Genomic DNA, 25,725 nt, shown 5'->3' with positions numbered 1-25,725 from the left:
GCGATGGAACATCGCGCCTCGCAAGGGCCGCCGTTCAGCCCGCCTCCAGCACCCACGCCGCCAGCTGCTTCGCTTCCTCGTCCTTCAGCGAAGGATGCGGCGGCATCGGAATCCGCCCCCATACCCCCTTGCCGCCTTCCTGGATCTTGCGCGCCAGCTTGCCTGCGGCTTCGCCGTCCCCCTTGTATTTGGCGGCGACCTCGGCGAAGCCGGGCCCGACCAGCTTGCCCTGCATGCCGTGGCAGGAGAAGCAGCCGTTCTTGTGGGCCAGCGCCTTGATATCGGGCGCCGCGTGCGCCGAACCGGCGAGCACCAGGCCCATGGCCAGCGCGGCCGCGCCGGGCGGCGCGATACGTCGAATCTGTTCTTTCAGCATGAGTCCCCCATTCGAATGCGGCCGGCGCCGTCATCGCATGCGGCAATCGCATGCGTTGGCGCCGGCCTGTACGGCAAACGCTCAGACCTTGCTCAGCTTGAACACCCAGACCGAGCCGCCTTGCTCGAGGAAGTTGACGCGCTTGGCGACGTCGCCGCCCCACAGCGGCACGGCGCCGCCCCAGCCCGACACCACGGCGATGAACTGCTCGCCGTTCTCTTCCCAGGTGACCGGCGGCGCCACCACGCCGCTGCCGGTCTGGAACTGCCACAGCTCCTTGCCGGTCTTCGCATCGGCCGCCTTCAGATAGCCCTCGGGCGTGCCCCAGAACACGAGGCCGCCGGCGGTCGTCATCACGCCGCCCCACAGCGGCGCATTGTTCTTGACCTCCCAGACGATCTTGCCGGTCTTCGGATCGATCGCGCGCAGCGCGCCGATATAGTCCTCGTTCAGCGGCTTGATGGTGAAACCCGCGCCAAGGAAGGCCGCGCCTTTCTTGTAGGTGATCGGCTCGTTCCAGATGTCCATGCCCCACTCGTTGGCCGGGACGTAGAACATGCGGGTCTGCGGGCTGTATGCCATCGGCTGCTGGTTCTTGCCGCCGAGGAAGCCCGGCGCCGCGAACACCGACTGTCCCTTCTTCTGATCGGCGGGATCGCCGGGACGGCTTTCCGCGACGAAGTTGGGCCGGCCGGTCTTCAGATCGATGTCCTTTGCCCAGGTCACCTTGCGGACAAATGGGAAGGCGTTCAGCACCTTGCCGTCGCGCGCGTCGTTGACATAGAAGAAGCCGTTGCGGTCGGCCTTGCCGCCGACGCGCCTGCCGTCCAGATCGAAGGTCACGAACTCGTTGACGCCGTCGAAATCCCAGCCGTCGTTCGGCGTGTTCTGGTAATGCCAGACGATCTTTCCGGTGGCCGGATCGATGGCGACCGTCGACGACGAGTACAGGTTGTCGCCCTTGCGCAGGTGGCTGTTCCACGGCCCCGGGTTGCCGGTGCCGAAATAGGCCAGCCCTGTCTTCGGATCGTAGGTGCCGCCGAGCCAGGTCGCCGCGCCGCCGGTCTTCCAGGTCTCGCCGGGCCAGCTGGCGTTCAGGTTGCCGGTGATGCCGTTCTCGATCTTGTTGCCCTCGGCGTCGAACCGATAGCCCATGTGACCCTCGACGGTCGGGCGGACCCAGACCATCCGGCCGGTCTTCGCGTCGCGCGCCTCGACGCGGCCTACCACGCCGAACTCGCCGCCGGACACGCCGGTCAGCACCAGGCCCTTGACGATCATCGGCGCCGCCGTGTACGAATAGCCGGCCGCGTAATCGTCGATCTTGTCCTTCCACACGACCTTGCCGGTGTCCTGGTTGAGCGCCACCAGTTGCGCATCGAGCGTGCCGAAGATGACCAGGTTGTCGTAAAGTGCCGCGCCGCGGTTGACCACGTCGCAGCAGGGCATGATGCCTTCGGGCAGCCGATGCTCGTACTTCCACAGCTTGGCGCCGGTCCTGGCATCGAGCGCGAAGATCCGGGAATACGAAGCGGTAACGAACATCTTGCCGTTATGGATCAGCGGCTGCGATTCCTGGCCGCGCTGCTTCTCGCCGCCGAACGAGAACGACCACGCCGGCACCAGGCGCGCGACGTTCTTCGTGTTGATCCTTGCCAGCGGCGAGAAGCGCTGGCCCTCCGGTCCGATTCCCCACGACAGCACATCACCGGGACTCTTCGCGTCGTTTTCGATCATCGCGTCCGTTACCGCGGCACGCGCGGCGAAGCTGGCCACGCAGGCGGTTGCCAGCACCAGCACCTTCAACTTGCTCATCGTTTGCTCCTCTCTCTTTTTGTCGATCATCGGTTTTCGATCATCTTTGCTGCGGATTTCCCGGTGGTCCTTCCATAGGCGCGGCACGAGCCGATCGGCGATGCCGCGCCGCTGCGCCAAGCCGCAAATCGCGTGCCACGCCAGCCGTGAAAAATTCCCGTTGTTGGCGGGCCATTTCGCGCCGCGATCGACTGCGCAGATGCGCCGTACCGGGCCGTATCGCGCTAACGCGCAACAATCGCTGTCGCGGAATGGAGCACCTCTTGCCCGAGCCCCGGCACAGGCGCTCATGGCGCCAATGCCTCGCGTTCGTACGCGGGATACAGGTGCGTGACGTTGCGCAGGTATTCGGCCGGCATCGCGGCCCATTCCGAGTAGGGCGCCGGCACCGGCATCGCGATGACCTCGGCGAGATCGCGGCCCTCTCTGGCGGCCTGGCGCAGGCGCGTGTCGAGCCAACGCAGGTAATTCCGCGTCTGTGCGATCGCATCGGCGCGATCGAGCGCCGGGCCATGGCTTGGCACCAGCAGACGCAAGCCGTCCTCGCGCATCCGGCGTTCCAGCACGTCCAGGCTGGCCAGCCAGCGTGGGATGTCGGCGTGCGGCGTGGTCGGGACGCGCGAGCGGAAGACGAGGCCGCCGGCGAACATCACGCGCGCCGTATGGTCGATCAGCACCAGGTCGTCGCCGGTATGGCCTTGCAGGTGCAGCAGCTCGAAGCGATGGCGGCCGATCGTGCGCTGTCCCGGCTCGATCGTCATGGCGGGCGGCGCCGGTTCGGTGCCGGCCATCCAGTCTCCGCACAGCCGATACAGGTTGTCGGCATACGAGCCGGCCTCGCGCGCAGCACCGGCGACGGTGCCGGCGAGCGCCGCCGGGGTCGCGTCGGCGTAGGCCTGGTTGCCGAAGAAGTAGTCGGGATGCAGGTTCAGGTTCAGCACCAGACGGACCGGGGCCTTCGTCACGCTGGCGATCGCCACGCGTTGCTGCTCGCCGTAGCGCCGCGACGGTCCTGTATTGACGACGACCACGCCGTCGCCGGTATCGATGAAGGCCGTATTGATGATGTTGCAGCCGTTGCCGACCGCGAAGTCGGCGTTCGCGCCCTCGAGCAGCCAGACGCCGTCGCCGATGCCGCGCGGCGCGAGGCGGTAGTCGGGCGGCTGCAGCGGCCTTCCCACGAGCCCGTCGCCGAATGCCGATGCGGGCAACAGCAGGGCAATATGCAGGGCAATCGTGGCCAGCCTGTTGCTCATGGCAGCACCCTGGCGTCGATACGGTTGCCGTTGTTGTCGCGGCCGGTCACCGCCAGCGGTTGGGCAGCCGGCTCGCGCAGGTCGAACGAGAAGATCGGGTTCTCCGACACGGGCTCGTGCAGCTCCAGCGTGCCGAGCGGTTCGCGGCGGCCGTCGACGAGGGCCAGCTGCTCGATATGGAAGGCAGGGATGCCCGCCACGAGGCCGGTATCCATTGGATGCATCACGCGGATCCGGACCCGGCCACCGCCGCCATCGAGCGCGGCGAAGCGCCGGGCCTCGACCCGGTTCAGCGTCGCGCTCCACGAGCCATCCTTGCGCGTCACGCCGGGCACCGTGCAGCCGCCGCCGGCGGCGTCGACCAGCAGTCCGCCGACATGCCAGACCCCGTCGCGCGTGCGCGCCGCCACCCGTACCGGCGATCCCTGTTCGAGCTTGAAGCGGAAGGACAGGGCGGGCTTGAGCCTGCCAGGCGTGAAGGTCAGCACCTGGCGGATCGGATTGCGGTCGACGCCCACGACGATCCTGTCGACCTCGCCCAGCGCGGAGGCATCGAACGCGATGGGCACGTTCAGCGCATCCTCGGCGAAAGCGGGGCCGACGACCTTGACGCGCGGATCGAACACCGCCGGCGCATTGCCCAGCATCTCGGCGCGCAACGCGGGCCATTGCGGCGAGGCGAAGGGATCGGCATCGGCCGCCGCATGCCCCCGTGCCGCGGCCAGTACCGCCGCCAGGGCCAGCAGCGTGCCGAGCCACCCGCGGCCGCGCCCGCCATGGCGGCGGGGCCAGGCAGGCCGCCTCATGCCCGCTTCCCCAGCGGCCTTGCCATGCCGCGCTGCGGGTCGTAGCCGAACAATGCGACGCCGAAGAACAGGCAGGCACACGCGGCCACCACGGCGAGGCTGCCCCATGCCGCCTGGCCATACAGCGCAAAACGGATGGCCTCGACCGCATGCGTAAACGGGTTGATCCGCGCGAGCTGGTGGATCGGCTCGGCTCCCGATTCCTCGAGTTTCCACAGCGGATACAGCGCGGTGCTGATGAAGAACATCGGAAAGATCACGAAGTTCATCATGCCGGCGAAGTTTTCCAGCTGCCGCACATGCACCGACAGCGCCAGGCCCAGCGCACCCAGCATCAGCGCGGCCAGCGTCATCGCCGCCAGCAGCATCGCCAGCGCGGCATAGTCGACCGGCACGTCGAACAGCACCGCGACCAGCAGGAAGGCCGCCATCTGCAGCAGCGACAGCAGCGCACCGGCCGCGAGCTTGCACGCCAGCAACCATGGCCGCGGCAGCGGCGCCGTCAGCAGCAGCCGCATCACGCCCATTTCGCGGTCGTAGACCATCGCCAGCGAGGACTGCATGCCGTTGAACAGCGCGATCATCGCCAGCAGGCCGGGGGTCAGATAGACCTTGTATTCGACATAGGTGTCGTAGGGCGGAATGATGGCGACGCCGAACACGTTCTGAAAGCCCGCGCCGAACACCAGGAACCACAGCAACGGCCGCACCAGCGACGAGATCAGGCGGCCGGGCTGGCGCAGGAACTTGCGCAGCTCGCGGCCGGCAACGGCGCGCAGCGCGCGCCAGCGGTGGAGCAAGGGAGAGGTCGGCATGGAGATGGCGGGCATGGGTATCAGCGGCGGCACGCGCTCTCGGGCGCATCCGCGCCCAGCGTGTCGAGGTTGTTCTTCGGATGCAGGAAACCGTCGAGCGGGGCCACCGCCGCCACGCCGTCGGGATGCGCGAGCAACACCGGCTGGCGCAGCTGCCCGTCCCAGGGCCGGAAACTCAGGCGCGGGCCCTTGAAACCGTCGATGGCAATGTCGCCGGATCGCAGCGCCTTCGCCTGCTCGGCAAACGGCGCCTTCGGCGCGCGCGTCACCGCTTCGACCACCGCCTTGACCGCCACCCAGCCAGCCCAATCGTGGCCGCTCATCGGCCGCCCGGCCGCCTTGACGAAGCGCCGGTTCAATTGCGGGCCGCCGTGGCGCTCCCACGCGCGGTGCCACGCCATCGCGGTCAGCCCGTTGGCGCCGGCAACCGGGCGCGGCAGCTGCGTGGCGTACGGCACGGTGCGGGCGAACTCGCCATCGGCGTCGGCGACGATCACGACGTCATGGTCGGGCCCGCCGGTCAGCAGGCGGACGTTGGCGAGCTCCCGTTCGCGCGGATCGTTCGACAGACGGAAATCGCGCTGTGCGGCCCAGGCGACCCCGAACCGCCGGGCCGCCTGCTGATAGAGCGCCTGCCACGCGCGATCCTCCGGGGCGGGGCCGGTCAGCAGCAATGCCTTGCGCCATTTGCGGGCGGCCAGCGCCTGCATCAGCGCGTCGGCCTGCATGCGCCGGCTCGGCAGCGTGTGCAGCAGATTGGGGGCGCAGCCTTCCCCGCGTAACGCGTCGTCGTCGGCTGAAACATTGAGCAGCAGTGCGTCGGCCGGTTTGACCGTACGGGCCGCCGCGCGGACGGCATCGGCGGGCAGGTCCAGCACGATATAGCGGACACCCTGGCGCGCCAGCGCGGCGGCGGCCTGGGCCGCGGCCTGCGCATCGCGGGCTTCGGCCGCTTCGAGCTTCAGCGTCAGCCCCGCGGCCTCGAGCGCAAGGCGGGATTCGGCCGCGGCGACGCGCATGCCGTCGAAAGGCCGGCCCTCGGGGTGGCCCGGATAGCGCTGCTCCAGCCGTCTGGGCTCGTAGCGCGGATCGTCGGCCAGGCTGATGACACCGATGCGAAGTTCGGACGCAGCGGCGGGCTGCGCAGCCGTTGCCGTAGCCGTTGCAATGCCGGCCAGCAACACGCACATGGCAAGCGGCCGCAGGCAGGGCAGGCTAGTCATCGATCGCTACCGAATGCGGCACGCGGCCCGCCTTCAGCGTCGCCACCGCCTTGGCGCGCGCGGTGTCGACCACGCTGACGTCGTCCGACAGGCCGTTGGTCACGTACAGCAGCGCATCGTCGCGGGTCAGCGCCAGGCCCCAGGCGCGCCTGCCGACCAGCACGTAGTCGAGCACGCGCCGGCTTGCGACATCGACGACCGCCACATGGTTGGCCCGTCCGAGCGCCACATAGGCGCGCCTGCCATCGCGCGACAGCGCCATACCCACCGGCGTCACGTCGTCGGCACGAAAGCCCTTCGGCGCGAACGTCAGCACGTGCGCGACCTGCAGCGTGTCGGTACGGATGATCGACACGCTGGCGCCGAGCTCGTTGCTGACCCACAGCTCCTTGCCGTCGGGCGACAGCGCGAAGCGGCGCGGCCGGTTGCCGACGCGGATATGGCGAATGATCTTGCGGCTGTCCACGTCGATCACATGGACCAGATTGGCCACTTCGGAGGCGACGTAGACGCGCTTGCCGTCGGCGCTGACCTTGACCCCCTCCGGCTCGTCGCCGACGGCCACCGAAAAGCGCTTCTGCCCGGTCGCCGTATCGACTGCGGTCAGCAGGGCCTCTTCCTCGTTGGAGACATAGAGCGTGCTGCCGTCCGGACTCAAGTCGAACATTTCCGGATCGTCGCCGACGCGCAGCGCCGCCAGCGTCTTGCGCGTGCGAACGTCGACCACATCGATGCGATCGTCGTCGCTGCAGGCGACATAGAGGCGCGTGCGGTCGGGCGACAGCTGCAGATGGCGCGGCCTGCGGCACTGCGGCAGCACCGCGGCGATCTGCCGGCTGGCGGCGTCGTAGAACGTCAGGCTGCCGTCCTTCTCGCTGGAGACGATGACCTGGCCGCGTGTGGCGCCACGCTCAGCCGGATATGCCGCCTCGGACCAACCGGCCAGCACCAGCACGGCGGTCGCGGCCAGGGTTGCGCCGACGACCCAGCGGATGCGCGGCACCGGTGGCAGGTGGCTCATGTCGATGCCTCCGAGGCGGTGAGGGCCAGGAAGGCCCGTTCGAGATCGTGCTGCGTGGTGGCGGCGCGCAGCATCGCCGGGGTGCCGTCGAAGCGGACCGTGCCTCGATGCAGCACGACGACGCGGTCGCAGGCGGCGACCTCCTGCACCAGATGGGTGGCCCACAGCACCGCGGTGGACTGCTCGGCGGCAAGGCGGCGCGCTTCGTCGACGATCTGGGCGCGCGAGGCCGGATCGAGCCCGACCGTGGCCTCGTCCATCAGCAGCAGCGCCGGTTCGTGCAGCAGCGCCCGCGCCAGTTCGACCTTGCGGCGGTTGCCGCCCGACAGCGCACGCACCGGCGAGCGGTCGCGCTCGGCCAGGCCGAAGCGCGCGAGCAGGGCGGCGATCCGCGGCAGCGACTGGCGCCGGGCAAGGCCATGCAGGTCGGCATGGAACAGCAGGTTGTCGCGCACCGACAGGTCCAGGTCGATCGCCGGCTGCTGGAAGACGATGCCGAGCCGGGCCAGCGCGCGGGCCGGATGCTCTCGCATGTCGGCGCCCATCACCTCGGCGCGCCCCGCGTCCGCCACGAACAGCCCGCTGAGGATCTGGAACAGCGTGGTCTTGCCGGCGCCGTTCGGCCCCAGCAACGCAACGAATTCGCCGGGGCGCACCGAAAGCGAAACGCCATCGAGCGCGGGCTGCCTGCCGAAACGCTTGACCAGTCCGTCGCAGCGCAGCGCCGGCGCGGTATCGCACGGTGCTTCGCGCGATGCGCCGTCCGTCCGCATCGCGGCGGCCAGGGTGGGACTCATCACGCTGGCTCCTTGCCGGCGGCCAGGCCGAGCCGTTGCGCGAAGTCGCGCTCGCGCGCCCACACCTCGCGCAGATAGGCCTCGTACCGCGCGGTATCGAGATAGGTCAGTTCCTGGTCGTACCTGGCCAGTTCGGCCAGATGCCGCGGGTGGCGCATCGCGCGGGCAAAGGCATCGTGCAGCCGCCGCACGATACGCGGATCGGTGCCGCGCGGCGCGCCGATGCCGTAGGGCGAGTTGTGGACCGCGTCGGGATAGCCGAGCTCCTTCATGGTCGGCACCTCGGGCCAGCGCGGCGACCGGTGTTCGCTGAACAGCGCCAGCAGCCGCAGGCGTCCGCTGTCGACATAGGGTGCGAAACCGGTCGCGCCGACACCGGCCATCAGCGCGCCGCCGGATACCGCGAGCATCTGGTCGGCGATGCCGCGGTAAGGTACATGCACATAGCGGATATGGTGGCGCCCGAGCACGTCGTCGATCGCCAGATGCGGCGTGGTGCCGATGCCGGACGAGCCGACCGTCAACGCGTCCGGATGCGCCTGGCCCCAGGCGACCAGGTCGCCGAAGGTGCGGAACGGGCTGTCGGCCGGCACCACCACGCCAAAGGTATAGCCGGAGATCATCACCACCGGCTGGATATCGCGCAGCGGCTGCCAGGTCGTCTTCTGCTGGTGCGGCAGCCGGTAGACCGTGACCGGCAACTGGCCGATCGTGTAACCGTCCGGCTTCGCCACGGCGAGCAGGGCGCCGACCAGCGCACCGCCCGCTCCCGCGCGGTTCTCGACCACCACCGGCTGGCCGAGCTCGTGTGCGACCAGTTCGGCCAATACCCGCATCGACAGATCGGTGGCGCCGCCCGCGGGCCAGGGCACGATCAGCGTCAGCGGATGCGACGGGTAATCCGCGGCCGCAGTGCTGCCGGCATCGGCCGAGGCCGCGACAGCGGGAAACGCCGCGCTCGCGGCCAGCGAACCAAGGACGATCGCGAGGGCGCGGCGCCTTGGCATCGGCAGGGTCTGCGCGGGCGCCATCACGCGGCGAGGTCGGGATAGTCGACCGTCGCCCGCTCTGGCGGCGCCGCGGCGAGCCGCTCGGCTTCCTCGTCGCCGAACAGCCGCGAGCGCGTCAGAAAGCGCATGCCGGTGGCACGTTCGATCGAAAACATGCCGCCGTTGCCCGGCACCACGTCGATGATCAGCTGGGTGTGCCGCCAGTATTCGAACTGCGATTCGCTCATGTAGAACGGTGCGCCGCCGATCTCGCCGAGCTTGATGTCGCTGCCGCCGACCAGGAATTCGCCGCGGGGGAAACACATCGGCGCGCTGCCGTCGCAGCAGCCGCCGGACTGGTGGAACAGGATGGGGCCGTGGTCGGCGCTCAGCCGGGCGATCAGCGCGAGCGCGGCGTCGGTGGCGATGACGCGTGGGGGCAAGGGGGTATTCATCGTCGGATTCCGCGAAGATGCCCCCGCCCGAGCGAAGGCCCGGGCGCCCGGCGTGCTTGCCGCTTGCGGCAGAACAAGGCGCCAGGATTCGGGTTCGCGCGGGCGAGGGCCGTTGCCAGGCCCGTCGGTCAGAAGAAGCCGAGCGCGTTCGGGCTGTAGCTGACCAGCAGGTTCTTGGTCTGCTGATAGTGGTCGAGCATCATCTTGTGGTTCTCGCGCCCGATGCCCGATTGCTTGTAGCCGCCGAACGCCGCGTGCGCGGGGTAGGCGTGATAGCAGTTGGTCCACACGCGGCCGGCCTGGATTGCGCGGCCGAAACGGTAGGCCCGCGTGCCGTCGCGCGTCCAGACCCCGGCGCCAAGGCCATACAGCGTGTCGTTGGCGATCTCGAGCGCTTCTTCCTCGGTCTTGAAGGTCGTCACCGATACCACCGGCCCGAAGATCTCCTCTTGGAAGATGCGCATCTTGTTGTGGCCGCGGAACACGGTCGGCTTGACGTAGTAGCCGTTCTCCAGCCCGTTGCCCAGCTGGGCGCGTTCGCCGCCCGTCAGCAGTTGCGCGCCTTCCTGCTTGCCCAGGTCGATGTACGACAGGATCTTCTCGAGCTGCTCCTGCGAGGCCTGCGCGCCGATCATCGTGCTGCGGTCGAGCGGATGGCCTTGCTTGATCGCCTCGACGCGCTTGATGGCCCGCTCCATGAAGCGGTCGTAGACCGACTCCTGGATCAGCGCCCGCGACGGGCAGGTACAGACCTCGCCCTGGTTCAGCGCGAACATCGCGAAGCCTTCCAGCGCCTTGTCGAAGAACGCGTCGTCCTTGTCGAGCACGTCGGCGAAGAAGATGTTCGGACTCTTGCCGCCGAGCTCCAGCGTGACCGGAATCAGGTTCTGGCTGGCGTACTGCATGATCAGCCGGCCGGTAGTGGTCTCGCCGGTGAAGGCGATCTTGGCGATGCGCTTGTTCGACGCGAGCGGCTTGCCCGCTTCCAGGCCGAAGCCGTTGACGACGTTGAGCACGCCGGGCGGCAGCAGATCGCCGATGATTTCGAGCAGCACCATGATCGAGGCCGGGGTCTGCTCGGCGGGCTTGAGCACCACGCAGTTGCCGGCGGCCAGCGCGGGGGCCAGCTTCCACGTCGCCATCAGCAGCGGGAAATTCCACGGGATGATCTGGCCGACCACGCCCAGCGGCTCATGGAAGTGGTAGGCGATGGTGTCGTGGTCGATCTCCGAGATGCCGCCTTCCTGCGCGCGCACCGCGCCGGCGAAATAGCGGAAATGATCGATCGCCAGCGGCAGGTCGGCGGCCATGGTCTCGCGCAGCGGCTTGCCGTTGTCGATCGTCTCGGCGACCGCCAGGCGCTGCAGGTTGGCCTCCATGCGGTCGGCAATGCGGTTCAGCACATTGGCGCGCTCGGCGGGCGACGTGCGGGCCCAGGCGGCCTTGGCGGCGTGGGCCGCGTCGAGCGCCAGCTCGATATCGTCGGCGTTGGAACGCGCGATCTTGCAGAAGGCTTGTCCCGTGACCGGCGACACGTTGTCGAAGTACTGGCCCGACTGCGGCGGTACCCACTTGCCGCCGATGAAGTTGTCGTAGGACGCCTTGTACGGGAATTCGATATCGAGGAACTTCAGTTCCGCATGGTTCATGGTGGTGTCTCCTGACGAATCGTTCGTGTTGCGCTTGCGCTGCTGTCTTGACGACCGGTTGTCCGGCCAGTCCACACCCATCAGCGCAAGGAGCGTGCCACTGGCCGTTCGCCGCGTTCCGGCATCGGTTTCGCGGCCAGGCGCGCCGCCACTGTTGCGTCGCTCACCGACACGCTGCGCACGGTGTCCTGAAATGGAGCAATCGTGTTGCGGCGGTCGTCCGCCAGGCTTCAGTCCAGTCCGTGCTCGCGCGCATAGCGGTACATCTCGACGACATTGGCCAGACCCAGCTTCTTGCGGATCAGCGTCTGGTAGTTGGCGATCGTCTTGGTGCTCAGGTAGAGCTGCGCGGCGATGTCCTCGAGCGCGATGCCTCGCACCAGCAGGCGGAACAGATCGAATTCGCGCGGCGACAGGCGCATGTGCGGCAGCGCCCTCGGGTCGCCCTCGCCGGCGACAGCGGCGATGTCGTCGGACAGCGGCCGCTCGCCGGCCGCGACGCGATGCACCGCGTCGACCAGCAGGTCCGGGGCGCTGCTCTTGGTCAGATAGCCGTCCGCGCCCGCGCGCAGCGCCTGCGCAACGATGGCGGGGCTGTCGTGCATGCTGAAGACCAGCACGCGCAGCGCCGGCACGCGCGCCTTCAGGCAGCGCAGCACTTCCAGCCCGCCGCGGCCCGGCATCGACAGGTCCAGCACCAGCACGTCGGCAGGGTGGCGGCTGAGCCAGAGGTAGGCGGCGTCGCCATCGGCGAACTCGGCGACCACCTGCAGGCCGTCGTCCAGCTCCAGCAGGCGACGGTAGCCGGTGCGGACCACCGCATGGTCGTCGGCGAGCACCACACGCAGCGGCATCATCAGGCCAGCTCCGGCACGCGGCCGTGGCTTGGGCCGCCGGCCCGGGCGCGGGTGTCCGGCGCATGGTCCGCCGCAACGGCCGCACCCGGCGAAATCGCCGCGACCGCAGCAGGCCGCGCCGCGAGCACGCCAGGGAAACGGGCCAGCAGCTTCAGCCCGGGCCGCGATTCGCCGGACCGAGAGGCGCTCAGCTCCAGTTGCCCCCCATGTGCCCACACCCGTTCGCGCAGGCCGCCCAATCCGCAGCCGGCCTCGAACGCGGCGCCGGGATCGCCGATGCCCACGCCGTCGTCCTCGACGCACCAGACGATGTCGCCGGTGGCGTTGGCGGCCACGCGGGCCTGGACCGTCGCGGCGCCCGCATGCCGCACCGCGTTGGTCAGGGCCTCCTGCGTCATGCGGTAGAGCGCCAGCGCCAGCGCCGGAGGCACCGCCACCGCGCCGAGCTCGATCTCCAGGCGAAAGTCCGTGCGCGAATCCGGCTGCGCGCGCCACCCTTGCAGCAGGTCCTGCAGCATGCGCGCCAGCGGGACCGGCCCGTTGCCCGGCTGCGTGCCATGCGGCCGCAGCCGATGCAGCAGCGAGCGGACATCCTGCTGGATGCGCGCGCCATGCTGCGACAACCCGTCGGCCACGCTGCGCAGCGCGGCGTCGTGCGTCAGCCGGCGCGACAGGTAGGCCGCATCGGCCCGCATCGCGGTCAGGCTCTGGCCCAGTTCGTCGTGCAGGTCCCGCGCGATGCGGGCGCGCTCGTGCTCCTGCGCTTCGAGCAGGCGCAGGCTCAGTGCGCGCCTCGAGGCCTGCGCGTGCGCCAGTGCCGCGGCGAGCTGCTGCAGTGCCCGTCGGATCGCGTCGAGTTCGGCGATCCGTGTCGGCGGCAGCTCGGCATCGTATTCGGCGTGCTCGTAGCGGCGGATTGCCACCAGCATTCCGCGCAGCGGCGCCAGCGCTTTCCGGGCCGACCAGGCGATGCCGGCAAACAGCAGCACGCTGTACAGCATCAACGTGGCGAGCTGGCCGGCGAAGGTGTTCAGCGCCTCGCTTTCTTCGCTGCGGGGGTTCCAGTCCAATGCCACACGGTAGCCTGCCCCGTCCGCCACCGGGATGTTCCAGGAGGCGGCCGGCTCAGCCGGCGCCCGGCTATCGGCGGTGCCGGGCGGCGGCACAAGGACCGTGCCGCTGTCGTCGCGCAGCGTCAGGCGCAAATGGCGCAGCGCACCGGAGGCGGCGATCTCGCGCAGCGCGCGCAAGTGGCCGTCGCGCGCTTGCGCATGGTCGGCCTGCAATCCCGCGAGATGACGGAACATCCTGGCGGTGGCATCGGCGCCGCGCCGTTCGCTGCGGATATCGCCTGCGGCCGTGGCCAGCGCGAACAGCGTGGCGATGACCAGGCTCAGCAATGCGATCGGCGCGGCCCGAAGCAGCAGATGGCGGGACAGGGGCATGGCAGGGGTCTCCTCGTTTCCATCGAGGCGGCCCGCGCTCTGGTGGCGTGGCTGCGCGGCGCATCGATCCCGGCCTGGCGAGCCGGTTCCCGTCCCGGTCGGGAGTTTTTCCCGGCCGTCGGGGTATGGAACCTGCTCGACGGGATCGTGCGGCCCGACAGAGGTCCGCTCGATACCAGGAGGAGATGCAAGATGTCAGCCAACCGGACCGCTGCCGCCGCCGGCAGGCCCCGCGCGCCCGCCGCGACGCGCCGTACCGGGTCCCCCATTCCCCGTGCCATCGCCATGGCCTGCGCGATCGCGCTGTTCGGCGCCGGCCACGCTGTTGCACAACAGGGCAGCACTGTGTCACAACAGGACAGTTCGCTGCCGACGGTCACCATCGTCGCCGCCGCGCCGCTGCCCGGCCTCGGCGTCGAGCGCGATACGCTGCCATACACCGTACAGGGCGCGCAGCGCGACACTGCGTCCGGTCCGCGCGCCGGCAATCTTGTCGAGTACCTGAGCCGCAATCTGGCCGGCGTCAATGTCAACGAGATCCAGGGCAGCCCATTCCAGGCCGACGTGACCTACCGCGGCTTCCGCGCCTCGTCGATTCTTGGCGTGCCGCAGGGCCTGTCGGTCTATCTCGACGGCGTGCGCGTCAACGAGCCGTTCGGCGACGTGGTCAACTGGGACATGATTCCCGAAGCCGCGCTCGACCATATCGCGCTGGTGTCGGGTTCGAACCCGGTGTACGGCCTGAACACGCTGGGCGGCGCGCTGGCGCTGACGACCAGATCGGGGCTGACTTCGCAGGGCTTCGGTGCCGACATCTCGTACGGCAGCGGTGCCCGCAAGCGCGCCGACCTGTCGTTCGGCGCGCGCAGCGAGGACGGCTGGCACGGCTTCGTCGCCGGCACGCTGTTCAAGGAGAATGGCTGGCGCGACCATTCCGACGGCCGGCTCGGCAACCTGTTCGTGAAGGCTGGCCGCAGCAGCGGGGCGACCGAGTGGGACCTGTCGCTGTTGCATGGCAGCAGCCGGCTCGTCGGCAACGGTCTGGTGCCGGACTATCGGCTCGATGGCAATGCCGTGCTGCCCGACCTGTATGCGGGGAACCGGCGCGCGGTGTTCACCTACCCCGACCAGACCCGCAACCGCGTCACGCAGGCCACGCTGAACGGCAGCCACTGGCTCGACGACACGACCCGCATCTCCGCCATGGCATACGTCCGCCACAGCCGGCGCGACACCGTCAACGGCGACGTCAGCGAGGACTACGCCGAATATGCCGAGGCCTGCGAGGATGGCTTCAACGCGGATGGCTCGCCGGCCGACGACGACTGTGGCTATACGCGCGAGCAGGGCGCCGGGCTGCATCCGGCCGTGTTGAACACGACCCACACCCGCCAGCGGGGCCAGGGCGCCGCACTGAGCCTGGCCAAGGAACTGGGCGCACACCGCATCAACATGGGCGTGACCTTCGACGCCAACCGGGTGCGCTACGCCCAGTACGAACAGGAGGCGCTGCTGAGCGCGGACCGCGGCGTGTCGGCCGCGCCCGGCTCCGAGGTCGAGCTGTTCTCGGGCGCCCACGGCAAGTCGCGCGCGATTGGCGTTTATCTGGCCGATCTGTGGGCGCTGACGCCGACGACCCATCTGAATCTGTCGGCCCGCTGGAACCGGTTGAAGGTGACCAGCACGCTGATCGACAGCGACGGCAGCGACAAGCCGACCGAGCGCTTCACCTACAGCAAGCTCAATCCAGCGATTGGCCTGACCCAGCAGGTCGGCGCCGGTCTGACGCTGTTCGCCAGCGCCGCGCAGAGCAACCGCGTGCCGACGGTGATCGAGCTCGGCTGCGCCGATCCCGCGCAGCCATGCCGCCTGCCGGCGGGCCTGCAGGCCGATCCGTACCTGAAGCAGGTGGTCTCGCGCACCTACGAGGTCGGGGCGCGCTGGCGGCCGTTGCGCGACCTGGAACTGTCTGGCACCGCCTACCGCACCGACAATCGTGACGACATCCTGTTCCTGCGCGCACCGAACAGCCAGCAAGGCTACTTCTCGAATTTCGATCGCACCCGCCACCAGGGCGTGGACCTGCTGGCGAACTGGCGCCTCGATGCGGTGACGCTGCGGCTTGGCTACAGCTATCTGCAGGCTACCTACCAGGCTCACGGACGCATCCTGGCCGGCGAGCGCACGATCGATGTCCGTCCCGGCATGCGGCTGGCCGGGCTGCCCCGGCACACGCTGAAGCTCGGCGCCGACTGGCGCGTGACGCCGTCGTTCGCGGTCGGCGCCGACGTGCTGGCCGTGTCGTCCAGCGTGATCAGCGGCAACGAAGACGGTCTGGCCAGCGACCCGCGGCCGGGCAGGGCGCCGGATGCGCGCCGCTGGGATACCGCCGGCTATGCCACCGTCAATCTGCGCGCCAGCTATCGCGTCAGCAAGCAGCTCGAGCTGTATGCCCGCGTCGACAACCTGTTCGATCGCCACTATGCGAGCTATGGCCAGCTGGCGGAGAACATCCTGCCGGACGGACGGCTGGTGCAGCCGCACGTGGCGCCGCAGGATGCGGCGACGTCGCGCTTCATCGCCCCCGGGGCGCCGCGCAGCATGTTCGTGGGGGTGCGGTACCGGATGTAATGCGGGCAGCCAGGGCGGGGCGGCGTGGAACCAGTGTGCTAGGCTCCCGCACTTTGCACTCCACGCCAATCGCCATGCAACCGTCGCTCGCCGCCTTTCGTGCCGCGCTTGCCAGTCTTGTCAGTTCGCGCGCCCTGAAGCTCGCCGTCGGCCCGATCGTGGTGTTGCTGATCGCCGGCGCGGTCTTTCTCGGCCTGCCACTGGTCATGCTGATGACCGGCGTGGTGCCGCCCTGGGTTCAGGCGCTGTACGGGGGTGCCGGTGGCATTGCGCAGACGCTGCTGGTGGTGCTGTACCAGCTTGCGCTGATCCTGCTGGTGGCGTTGTGGTCGATGCCGGGTGCCGTTGCCCAGATCGCGGCGGACTACCCCGCGGCGGGGCCGGCGAGCGACGCCGTATCCGGCCAGCGCGGCGCGATGGCGCACTACATCGGAACCTATATCGTGCTGTGCGCGCTGATCCAGTTCCTCGGCACGGTACCACTGCTGTACGGCGTGGCCAATCTCGCGGCCCAGGGCTGGCTGGCGATGCGGCTGATGCCGTATCTGGCGTTGCGCAAGCGCGCATCGGCCGGCGAACTTGCCGCACTGACCAAAGGGTGGCGGCTGTCGTTCGCCGGCGTGGCAATGGCGGGCGTCGTGCTCAGCGGTCTGATCGCCGCGGCGATCTCGGCGGCGATCGCCCTGTTGATGCCGGGGCCGGCGGCCTTTGCCGGCGTGACGATCGGGCGCGTGCTCGGCATGCTGTTCCTGGTCTACTGGTTCGCCCATCTGTCGCTGCGCACGCTGGCTACGATGCGCGGCGCGGCGGCCGGCGCGGGCCCGGCGCTGCCATAAGGCGCGGTCCATCGCCGAAGCGCCTCGCGCTCGTGCCTATGGACGGTTGTTCCGGATCATCGCCCCCGGCGGCCCGCTCGACCCGCCGAACCACGGCTCGACCCGCGCCTGGTTCTGTTCGACCAGAATCGAGTAATTGTCCTTGAAGCTGTTCGGGAAAAAGATCATGCCGGGACTGGCGACCCGATTGCCCCGAACCAGAATGCCGGACAGCGTCGCCCCCGGCATGCCTTGCACCGCCAGCCCGCGCGTGACGTTGCGCGCCGCCGTGCGCATCACGAAGACCGGGTCGCCATCCTCGGCAACGGTGTTATCGAGGCAATCGATATTGAAGGTCGGCAGATAGGTGTTGTCGCCATACGGCCCATAAGCCGCGATGGCGATGCCGTCGCCGGCGTTCATGTTGTAGTTGTGGTCGATCACGCTGTCGAACACGCCACCGAAGAACAGGATTGAGTTCAGCGCACGGCCATGCATGTTGCGGAACTCGTTATGGCTGACGGTGATGCGCAGATAGCCCGTGGTGATGTTGATCACCGAGGACGAATCGGGCACCACATCCCATGGCGCCGCCAATTCCATCATGCGGCCCTTGATCGATTTCAAATGCCGGTACTGGCCGACACCGGTGCCGGCAACAATCGACATCACGACGTTTTCCGGATTGCTGGTGCCGACCATGTCCCAGTTCGGATCGCGCGCCAGCGTCACCGAACTGGCCGAGCTGGCGGCGAGCCTGCCCAGATACGCGCCGCCGCCGCCGTCCGTCGTGAAGAACTGGTTGGTCGGCGTGTAGGTCATGTTGCGGAACAGGTTGTAGCCGAGATAGAAGTTGCGCGTGGCGTTGGCCGTGGTGCCGCTGATCATCGGGCGGCTCGCGCCGATCACCACGCCCTCGTTGATCTCGTCCTGGGCGCCGAACAGGTTCTTGGTCACGACGACGTTCTGGCTGTTGGCGATGCCGTAATCGCCCTTGGTGGCGCGGTTGCCCGCGATCAATACGCCGTCTCCGTAGTCGATCGACATCGTCTTGCGCGAGCTCAGCGTCGAATTGACGATGCGCAGGTCCGGGCCGGCAATCTTGATCAGCTGCGCGCTTCCCGCGCCGTTGGTGTAGTCGGCCGACACGACGAAATTGACGCGCTGGATCAGGATATGGCCGTTCGCGCGCGGATCGCTGCCGAGATTGGCGGCCCGCAGCATCGTTTCGCGATGCGGCGCGCGCAGCGTCAGCGAGGCGATGCCGAAATGGCTCTCGCCCGTGATCCATGACGCGGGAGTGGCCGCGGCGCTGTTCGCCTTGCCGAGCAGCGTCGTCGCGTCCTCGGATTCGCCGACCAGATACTGATGGCGGCGCAGCGCAATCGTTCGTGAAATGGCGAATTGCCCGGCCGGCAGCTTGAAGACGGTGCGCACGCCATTGCTGCGGTTCTTGTCGAGACAGCTTTGCAGCACGGCGGCGTTGTCGGTGACACCATCGCCCGTCAGTCCGGGGCACGACACCACGGCAGGCGGCTTTGGCGCGGGTTGGATGCGGATCGGCACCGGCAGCGCGGCGGTCAGGTCCTTGTGCTGTGAGCCGATCCAGACGTGATACGAACCGGGCGCCATGCCGGCGGGCACGCCGGCCACCATCGCCGTATCGTCGGCGTGCTCGACCGCCAACGGATAGAGCCGGTTGTCGGCCGATTGCAGATAGGCCTCCTTGCTGCCGTTGAAATTCTTGCCGAACAGCCACAGCTTGCCCCCGGCCTCGGCGCCGCAATTGACCAGTTCATGCGCCGGCGCCTCCAGGCTGGAATCGGTATCCGGCGTGCCGAGGATCCACTGGATTTCCGGCCGATTGACGATGCCTTCCAGCTCCGGCACCGCGCGATCCTGGTCCTCGATGCGGTAGGCGTAGGGGCCGTATTTGAGGTTCGCCGGGATGGTGAAGGTCAACCCCGTCGAGCTCAGATTGACGGCAGGCACCGTGATCGCGCTGGCACGGACCGCGCTGCGCCAGTCCGTCATCCCGGACGTGAGGGCCAGCAGACGCACGGTCTTGCGGTTCGCCGTAAAGGCGCCGCTCATCAACACGCTCTGGCCGGGCCGGTTCTCGCGCGAGGTCCAGAAAATGGCGTTCTTCTCGTAGACCGGCTCGCTGTCCGGCCGCATCTGCGTGACGTCGACAAAGACCGCCCGCTTGCCGCTGCCGGTATCGCCGTTCCGGCCGATCATCGGGTTGGTGCAACCGCTCAGCGTGCCGGTTTCCGTGATCGGCGAGACCGTCGTGCCCGGCGCCACGGCGGGCGCCGAAGCCGCCCGAGGCTCCGCGCTGCCCGCCACCGCATGCCAGCACCCGAGCAGCGCCAAGGCGGCTGTCCACACGTGGTTTCGGATCCGAAACGCTGGCTTCATGGCTATCCCTCGGTTGTGTCGGCGAGCCGACGGCCAGGGCGATCCTGCGCGCCCAGGGCCTATGTCGGACAGGCCATTAGTGTCGAAAATCGACTTCGGTAACAGTACGAAACGACACACACAAGCGAGCCAGAAGATGCTTCGACATCGTTCCTTCCCGAGTGGAGATCAGATGGATTACAATTTGGGATCAATTGATCCAATAGGTGCCGATATGCTGGTCGTTCCCCCGGAGCAAATCAGCGCGGCCATGGCTCTTTCGCCACCCCGCGTATCCCTCGCTGATCTCGATGCAGCCGTACGCGAAGGACTGCCGAAGTCCGCGCTGCGAGAAATCGTCGAGCATGTCGTCCGTACTTCAGACGAGCGACGGGCGTTGATGTCACGGATCGTGCCTGAGGCGACTTTCAAGCGTCGGAAGGACCGCCTGACCCCGGACGAATCGGAAAAGACCGAGCGGCTGGCTCGAATCTTCGCCACAGCCAATTTTGTATGGGATGACGAAGAAGATGCCCGCGAGTTTCTGCATACGCAGCATCCACTTCTGGCCGGCAACACGCCGCTCGATGTGTCGATGACGGAACTTGGAGCCAAGCGGGTAGAAGAAATCCTGTGGAGGCTCTTCTATGGCATGACTGCGTAATGCAGATCTACCGGATCGCAGACCGCCGCCATGAGGTATGGAATGGCACCGGCGCCATGCTCGTAGGTGGGCGTTTCAACAGCCCGGGGCGTCCCGTCATCTACGGCGCCCTCAGCTTCGCAGGGGCCATGCTCGAGGTCCTGGTTCACTCACGCATCGGCAAGGTGCCTCGCCAGCATGTCGTGGTGGTTGCCAACGTACCTGAAGACATCGCGCTCGAGCGCGCAGGGCCGGACGACTTGCCCGCAGGCTGGGACGCTCTGGACGATCCTCGCACGGCGCGCAGCTTTGGCGACCACTGGCTCGCCGACCGCAGATCCGCCGTGCTGATCGTGCCGTCGGTTGTTGCTCGCCTTGAGTGGAACGTGCTAGTCAATCCAATGCACCCGGATGCAGCCAGGCTCGTCGTCTCGGCCCCGGAGCCGGTGCGTTGGGACGAGAGGCTGTTCCGGACGTCGTAATTTCCACCGGCGGACGCGCTCATCGGCCATCGCGGAAGAGGGACGACAGCCTCAGGGCCCGTGCCAGGGCTGTACGCCCCTTACTCCGCCGAAATCTTCGCGCGCTTCACCACCTCGCCATAGCGCTGCAGGCGGTCGGCCATCATCCGTTCGAAGGCAGCAGGCGCCATGTCTTCCGGCGGGACCACACCGCGCGAGCGCAGTGCGGCCTGCATGGCGGGATCGCTGGCCGCCTTGCGCACGGCCTGGTAGATCTTCTGCACCACCGGGTGCGGCGTGCCGGCCGGGGCTGCGATGCCGGTCCACGAGCTCAGGTTCAGCTCCGGATAGCCCAGTTCAGCCAACGTCGGCACGTCGGGCAGCTGCTCGAGCCGCTGCTCGGAGGCGACCGCCAGCGCGCGGACTTTGCCGTCCTTGACGTGCGGCAGCATGATCACGAGGTTATCCAGGATGAACTGCACCTCGTTGCTCAGCACCGCCGTGATCAGTTGCGAGCCGCCGCGGTACGGGATATGGGTGGCCACCGCACCGGTGCTGGCCTTGAACATCTCGACATTCAGCTGGCCCATGCTGCCGACGCCGCCGCTGCCGTAGTCGAGCTTGCCGGGATTCTTCTTCGAATAGGCGATGAATTCGGCGAACGTGCGCACCGGCAGGCTCGAATGCACGACCAGCGCATTGGGCTGGCGGCCCAGGATGGCGATGTTCTCGAAATCCTTGATCGGGTCGTAGCCGATGCGCGGCTGCGTCAGCGGATTGGCCAGGTGGCTGCTCTGCGACGACACCACCAAGGTATAGCCGTCCGGCTTGCTGCGCGCGACGACCTGGGTCGCGACCGAGCCACCCGCGCCGGGGCGGTTGTCGACGACGACCGGCACGCCAAGAATCCGCGACAGCGGCTCGGAATACTGGCGCGCCATGATGTCGACCGATCCGCCGGGCGGGAAGGGGACCACCAGCGTGATGGGACGCGACGGCCAGGTTTCCTGCGCCACGGCGCCAAGCGGCGCGGCGGCGGCAATGGCGGCGGCGCTCAGACCGAGACCAACGAAGCGGCGGCGGGAGAAGGGCAGGTTCTGCATGATCAGAAAGGCAGGATGGTTTTGTGAATTGGCTCGAAGGCGGGCCTGCCGCTCATCGGAGTCCGAGAACGGCAAGCGCCAGGGCCTGGGCCCGTGGCACGAAGGTGGAGAGTTCGCAGTATTCGCGCTCGGTGTGCGGATGGCCGCCGACCGGGCCGGTGCCGCACAGCGTCGGCGTGCCGGCCGAGCTGGTCAGGCCGCTGTCGGCCGCGCCGCCGGTGAACTCGCCATCGACGGTGAAGCCGACGCGTTCGGCGCTGCGCTGATACAGCGACAGCAGGAACGCGGGCGTCGTCGCCATCGGCATCGTGCGGCGCATGTCGGTGATGCGGCCGCGCGTACGGGGAATCGATTCGGCTTCGACGATCTTGCGGATGCGGCCGTACAGCGCGTCCATATCGGTTTCCGCGGTGAAGCGCACATCGAGCTGCCCCTTGGCATGCGGCGCGACCATGTTCGGCACGATGCCGCCCTGCACGCAGCCGACATTGGTGGTGACGCCGGAGGCCGGGTCGGTCAGCGCATGCAGTTCGAGAATCTTGCGCGCCAATGCGTCGATCGCGCTGGCGCCATGGGCGTGGTTGATGCCGGAGTGCGCGGCCACGCCCTCGACCTCGAACTCGACCACCATCGAACCCTTGCGTCCTGTCACCAGGTTGCCGCTGACGCGGCCCGGCTCGGCGTTGAACACGGCGCGAACTTCGCGGGCAACCGCCATGATCCGCTCGCGGGTGGCCGGCGACCCGATCTCCTCGTCGCACGAGAAGAACAGCCGCACCGGCGGCGCCTGGCGGCCCAGCCGCGCCAGCGCCTCGGCAACGAACACGTTGAGCACCAGGCCGGATTTCATGTCGGCGACGCCGGGACCGTAGGCGCGTCCGTCCTCGACCCGGAAGGGCCGCCTGGCCGCGGTGCCTTCGGGATAGACCGTATCCATATGCCCCATCAGCAGGACCGGCAGGCCCTCGCCGGAGCCGGGCACCTGCGCATCGAGGCAGACGCCGTATCCGGGCACCGCATGGAAACGCACGGCAATGCCGGCCGCTTCCAGATGCGCGCGCAGCGCCTCGGCCACGGCCTTCACGCCGGCTTCATGGCGGCTGCCGCTGTCGATATCGACGATCTTCTGCAGCAGGTGCTGCATCGCCTGTTGCTGGCCTTGCAGCCAGTCCAGCAGGGCCTGTTCGCCCTGGGCAACTTCTCTATCCTGCATGGGGTTCCTGTTCGCGGCCGGAGGAGGGTCCGCGATGAAAGGCATGATCAAACGTGTTGTCGAGCGTGCGGGAATCGGCCGTGGATTGGCCGCAAGATGGCCAATGAAACGATCGTTGCAATGGTGCTATCATCATGCAATACACGTTGCAGAGTGTCAATATGACGAATCCCCGCAAGGAAGCCGCCGATCATGGCGTCACGCTGCTGGACCGGCTGGCGCGCGAGGCGGCCACGCTGACCGCGCGCGAGCGCGAACTGGCCGATGCGCTGACGCGCGGCTATCCGCATGTGTTGCTGGAATCGGCGACCGCGCTGGCGGCGCAGCACGGCACCAGCGCGTCGACGGTCGTGCGGCTGTTCGCCAAGCTCGGCTATGCCAGCTATGCCGACGCCCAGCGCGAAGCGCGGGCGAGCGTGACTGCCGCGCTGCCGACCGCGGGTCAGCGCGCACCGGCGCTGATCGGCGGCAAGCGAACCTTGCGGGCGTGCCTCGACGATGCGTTGATGCATGACCAGCACAACCTGACGGCCACACACGAATCGCTCGACATCGCCGCGTTCGAAGCGATCGCGCGGCTGCTGGCCGGAGGAAAAGGGCGCCTGTTCATCCTGGCGCAGAAGAACAGCGCACCGGTCAGCGCCTGGCTGGCGCTGCATCTGAACATGTGCCGGCCCAATGTGCAGGAGCTCGGGGCCGGCGCGGTGACGGCCACCGACGCCATGCTGTGGGTCCAGCCCGAAGACGTGCTGCTGACCTTCAGCGTCCGGCGCTATTCGAGCGCGCCGGTCAGCATCGCCCGTGCTTTCCGCGAACGGGGCGCCCGCGTCGTCGCGATCTGCGACAGCCCGGCCGCGCCGCTGGTGCCGCTGTCCGATCACCATCTGCTGGTACGCACCGCCAACGCATCGCCATTCGATTCGTACACCGCGGCGTTTTTCTTGTGCAATGCACTGGTATCCGCCGTCGCGCAGTTGCGCCAGCCTGCCGTGATCGAGGCGCTGCAGCGGCGCGATGCGCTGTGGCAGGCGTTCGAGACCGACCCGGTGGAAGGATTGCGAAAGGGGTAGGGCGCGAAGGCGCAACGGCTACCGTCTGCCGACGCGCCATGCCGGCATCGGCCGATCTCGCCCAATGTGGACACTTTGGCGTGGCTTGGCGTCGGGATTCCGTCCGCCTAAGCTAGTGGTCTGGCTCAAGCCAAGGAGGAGACCACGACGATGAACCGGTGGAACCGGCTGAACCCGCTGAACCTACGTCTCGCAGCATGGATCGCGCTCGGTATCGCGGCCGTCGCGCTGGGCGCCGGCGCGGCGTGGCTGCTGTCCTTGCCGCCCGCCACGGCTGCCGCCGAACCGCCAGCGATCGGCGAACCGGAGAGGGCCGCCACGCTGGCCGCGCTGAAACCGCCCAAACGCCCGCGCCCGGTGATTGCCATCGTCGGCATCAATGACGCGACCGAGACCACCGACTATCTGATGCCCTACGGCATCCTGCGCCGCGCCGACATCGGGGAGGTGAAGGCCTTGGCGACGCAGCCGGGGCCGGTCAAGCTCTATCCCGTGCTGCAGGTCGAGCCGGACGCGACGATCGCGCAGTTCGACGCACAGCATCCCCAGGGCGCCGACTACGTGCTGGTGCCGGCGATGAGCCGCGACGACGATCCGACTGTGCTGCAATGGATCCGCAGCCAGGCGGCCAAAGGCGCAACGGTCATCGGCATCTGCGCCGGCGCCAAGGTCGTGGCCGCGGCGGGGCTGCTCGACGGCAAGCGCGCCACCACCCATTGGTACTACCTGGAAGACTTGCTCGACAAGCATCCGACCGTGCGCTACGTTGCCGACCGGCGCATCGTCGTCGATGGCCGTGTCGCCACGACCACCGGCATTTCCGCGTCGATGCCAATGACGTTGACGCTGATCGAAGCCGTGGCGGGCCGCGACAGGGCACAGGCCGTGGCCCGCGACCTGGGCCTGCCGCATTGGGATGCGCGCCACGACAGCGATGCCTTCACCTTTACGCGCTCATTTGCCTTGACGGCGATCGGCAATACGATGGCGTTCTGGAATCGTGAGCGGCTGGGCATCGCGCTACGGCCTGGCGTCGACGAGGTGTCGCTGGCGCTGGTGGCCGACGCGTGGTCGCGGACATACCGTTCGCAGGCCGTATCGTTCGCCCAGCGGGCGGGGCCGATCCAGACGAGAAACGGCATTCGCCTGGTGCCCGAGCACGTCGGCACGGACTGGGATCGAGGCCGGACCATAGCGCTCGCCGCGGAATCGCAGCCGGCGCGGGCGCTGGACGAGGCGCTGAACGGAATCGGCCAGCGCTATGGCGCGCGAACCGAATCCCTGGTCGCGATGCAGCTCGAATATCCCCGCGAGAATCCAGGCGGACATCAGCAACCCGAGGCGCGCACGCGCCCCCTGCAGTAAAACCAACGGAGGAGACACGATGGCAAAGATGATTTTCCTGAACCTGCCGGTCCGCGATCTCGCCGCGGCGACGCGGTTCTACGAGGCGATCGGCTGCGTCAAGAACGAGCAGTTCAGCGACCACCAGACGTCGTCGATGGTGTGGTCGGACACCATCACGTTCCATCTGATGACGCACGCCTATTACGGGACCTTCACCAGCAAGCCGATCGCCGATGGGCGCGAAACCAGCGCCATGCTGATCGCGCTGACGATCGACAATCGCGAGGATGTGGACGCCATCGTCGAGGCCGCGAAATCGGCTGGCGGCCGCGCGGACATTCGTGAACCGCAGGACATGGGGTTCATGTATCTGCGTACGTTCGAAGACCCGGACGGCCATCTGTTCGAGCCGGTATGGATGAATCCGGACGCGATGATGGGCGAGCAGGGCGCGCAATAGGGCAGTAGCGCAACAGCGCAATAGCCCATTGGCGCAATGCGGCGGCCGCTCGCAGCGATTCCCGCCGTAGCGGCCTTG

Annotated in this window: 23 protein-coding genes; 7 read left to right on the top strand and 16 right to left on the bottom strand. The window is 68.2% G+C overall.

The window, feature by feature from the left end:
• Positions 1–34: 34 nt before the first annotated feature.
• From FOB47_RS17415 to FOB47_RS17355, 13 genes are all read right to left on the bottom strand, one after another.
• A complete protein-coding gene (locus FOB47_RS17415) occupies positions 35–376 on the bottom strand; it encodes a c-type cytochrome (protein ID WP_174781684.1) in 342 nt (113 codons plus the stop codon).
• A gap of 81 nt (positions 377–457) precedes the next feature.
• Positions 458–2,191 carry a PQQ-dependent methanol/ethanol family dehydrogenase gene (locus FOB47_RS17410; protein ID WP_174781683.1) on the bottom strand — a complete coding sequence of 578 codons (1,734 nt, stop codon included), beginning with the start codon at positions 2,189–2,191 and terminating at the stop codon, positions 458–460.
• A gap of 287 nt (positions 2,192–2,478) precedes the next feature.
• Positions 2,479–3,447, bottom strand: a complete 969-nt coding sequence (locus FOB47_RS17405) for a quinoprotein relay system zinc metallohydrolase 1 (RefSeq protein WP_174781682.1) — start codon at positions 3,445–3,447, stop codon at positions 2,479–2,481.
• Positions 3,444–4,253 (bottom strand): quinoprotein dehydrogenase-associated SoxYZ-like carrier, encoded by an 810-nt coding sequence (locus tag FOB47_RS17400; RefSeq protein WP_174781681.1) that lies wholly within the window; start codon positions 4,251–4,253, stop codon positions 3,444–3,446. Before FOB47_RS17400 ends, FOB47_RS17405 begins: the two co-directional genes overlap by 4 nt.
• A complete protein-coding gene (locus tag FOB47_RS17395) occupies positions 4,250–5,083 on the bottom strand; it encodes an ABC transporter permease (protein WP_244959454.1) in 834 nt (277 codons plus the stop codon). The genes FOB47_RS17400 and FOB47_RS17395 overlap by 4 nt, the downstream gene beginning before the upstream one ends.
• Positions 5,084–5,088: 5 nt before the next feature.
• Positions 5,089–6,291, bottom strand: a complete 1,203-nt coding sequence (locus FOB47_RS17390; RefSeq protein ID WP_315904310.1) for an ABC transporter substrate-binding protein — start codon at positions 6,289–6,291, stop codon at positions 5,089–5,091.
• Positions 6,284–7,312: a PQQ-dependent catabolism-associated beta-propeller protein gene (locus FOB47_RS17385; RefSeq protein WP_174781680.1), complete on the bottom strand. Its 1,029-nt coding sequence runs from the start codon at positions 7,310–7,312 to the stop codon at positions 6,284–6,286. The genes FOB47_RS17390 and FOB47_RS17385 overlap by 8 nt, the downstream gene beginning before the upstream one ends.
• The gene (locus FOB47_RS17380) at positions 7,309–8,085 is read right to left on the bottom strand and encodes an ABC transporter ATP-binding protein (protein WP_174782477.1); all 777 of its coding nucleotides are present in this window, start codon (positions 8,083–8,085) and stop codon (positions 7,309–7,311) included. The genes FOB47_RS17385 and FOB47_RS17380 overlap by 4 nt, the downstream gene beginning before the upstream one ends.
• Positions 8,086–8,108: 23 nt before the next feature.
• Positions 8,109–9,116 carry a tripartite tricarboxylate transporter substrate binding protein gene (locus tag FOB47_RS17375; protein WP_174781679.1) on the bottom strand — a complete coding sequence of 336 codons (1,008 nt, stop codon included), beginning with the start codon at positions 9,114–9,116 and terminating at the stop codon, positions 8,109–8,111.
• Between the two features lie 23 nt (positions 9,117–9,139).
• Positions 9,140–9,553, bottom strand: coding sequence for a DUF779 domain-containing protein (locus tag FOB47_RS17370; RefSeq protein WP_174781678.1), 414 nt, complete (start codon positions 9,551–9,553; stop codon positions 9,140–9,142).
• 128 nt (positions 9,554–9,681) lie between these two features.
• Positions 9,682–11,202 (bottom strand): aldehyde dehydrogenase, encoded by a 1,521-nt coding sequence (gene adh / locus FOB47_RS17365; RefSeq protein WP_174781677.1) that lies wholly within the window; start codon positions 11,200–11,202, stop codon positions 9,682–9,684.
• A gap of 230 nt (positions 11,203–11,432) precedes the next feature.
• Positions 11,433–12,059, bottom strand: a complete 627-nt coding sequence (locus FOB47_RS17360) for a response regulator transcription factor (protein ID WP_053821833.1) — start codon at positions 12,057–12,059, stop codon at positions 11,433–11,435.
• Positions 12,059–13,504: a sensor histidine kinase gene (locus FOB47_RS17355; RefSeq protein WP_174781676.1), complete on the bottom strand. Its 1,446-nt coding sequence runs from the start codon at positions 13,502–13,504 to the stop codon at positions 12,059–12,061. The genes FOB47_RS17360 and FOB47_RS17355 overlap by 1 nt, the downstream gene beginning before the upstream one ends.
• Positions 13,505–13,696: 192 nt before the next feature.
• On the opposite strand from FOB47_RS17355, the gene FOB47_RS17350 reads away from it, so the two are divergent.
• Positions 13,697–16,135, top strand: coding sequence for a TonB-dependent receptor (locus FOB47_RS17350; RefSeq protein ID WP_315904311.1), 2,439 nt, complete (start codon positions 13,697–13,699; stop codon positions 16,133–16,135).
• A 74-nt stretch (positions 16,136–16,209) separates the two neighbouring features.
• Positions 16,210–16,971, top strand: a complete 762-nt coding sequence (locus FOB47_RS17345; protein WP_053821829.1) for a hypothetical protein — start codon at positions 16,210–16,212, stop codon at positions 16,969–16,971.
• A gap of 36 nt (positions 16,972–17,007) precedes the next feature.
• On the opposite strand, the gene FOB47_RS17340 is transcribed toward FOB47_RS17345, so the two are convergent.
• Positions 17,008–19,491: a glycosyl hydrolase family 28-related protein gene (locus FOB47_RS17340; RefSeq protein WP_174781675.1), complete on the bottom strand. Its 2,484-nt coding sequence runs from the start codon at positions 19,489–19,491 to the stop codon at positions 17,008–17,010.
• A gap of 94 nt (positions 19,492–19,585) precedes the next feature.
• Between FOB47_RS17340 and FOB47_RS17335 the strand changes: the two genes are divergently transcribed.
• Together FOB47_RS17335 and FOB47_RS17330 are read left to right on the top strand one after the other, a co-directional pair.
• Complete coding sequence (locus FOB47_RS17335) at positions 19,586–20,014, top strand: antitoxin Xre/MbcA/ParS toxin-binding domain-containing protein (RefSeq protein ID WP_151022483.1); 429 nt, start codon at positions 19,586–19,588, stop codon at positions 20,012–20,014.
• Positions 20,014–20,475 (top strand): RES family NAD+ phosphorylase, encoded by a 462-nt coding sequence (locus FOB47_RS17330; RefSeq protein ID WP_174781674.1) that lies wholly within the window; start codon positions 20,014–20,016, stop codon positions 20,473–20,475. The genes FOB47_RS17335 and FOB47_RS17330 overlap by 1 nt, the downstream gene beginning before the upstream one ends.
• Before the next feature lie 80 nt (positions 20,476–20,555).
• On the opposite strand, the gene FOB47_RS17325 is transcribed toward FOB47_RS17330, so the two are convergent.
• The gene (locus FOB47_RS17325) at positions 20,556–21,557 is read right to left on the bottom strand and encodes a Bug family tripartite tricarboxylate transporter substrate binding protein (protein WP_174781673.1); all 1,002 of its coding nucleotides are present in this window, start codon (positions 21,555–21,557) and stop codon (positions 20,556–20,558) included.
• Between the two features lie 52 nt (positions 21,558–21,609).
• Positions 21,610–22,770 (bottom strand): M20 family metallopeptidase, encoded by a 1,161-nt coding sequence (locus FOB47_RS17320; RefSeq protein ID WP_174781672.1) that lies wholly within the window; start codon positions 22,768–22,770, stop codon positions 21,610–21,612.
• Positions 22,771–22,931: 161 nt separating this feature from the next.
• Between FOB47_RS17320 and FOB47_RS17315 the strand changes: the two genes are divergently transcribed.
• From FOB47_RS17315 to FOB47_RS17305, 3 genes are all read left to right on the top strand, one after another.
• Positions 22,932–23,840, top strand: coding sequence for a MurR/RpiR family transcriptional regulator (locus FOB47_RS17315; protein WP_174781671.1), 909 nt, complete (start codon positions 22,932–22,934; stop codon positions 23,838–23,840).
• 150 nt (positions 23,841–23,990) lie between these two features.
• The gene (locus tag FOB47_RS17310; protein WP_174781670.1) at positions 23,991–25,205 is read left to right on the top strand and encodes a DJ-1/PfpI family protein; all 1,215 of its coding nucleotides are present in this window, start codon (positions 23,991–23,993) and stop codon (positions 25,203–25,205) included.
• Positions 25,206–25,224: 19 nt separating this feature from the next.
• Positions 25,225–25,647 (top strand): VOC family protein, encoded by a 423-nt coding sequence (locus FOB47_RS17305; protein WP_064573579.1) that lies wholly within the window; start codon positions 25,225–25,227, stop codon positions 25,645–25,647.
• Positions 25,648–25,725 lie beyond the last annotated feature (78 nt).

It is taken from the genome of Cupriavidus gilardii, assembly GCF_013347325.1.
Lineage (GTDB): Bacteria > Pseudomonadota > Gammaproteobacteria > Burkholderiales > Burkholderiaceae > Cupriavidus > Cupriavidus gilardii.
Note: the sequence above shows the minus strand (reverse complement) of the source record. Positions and strands in the feature narration are given on the sequence as shown.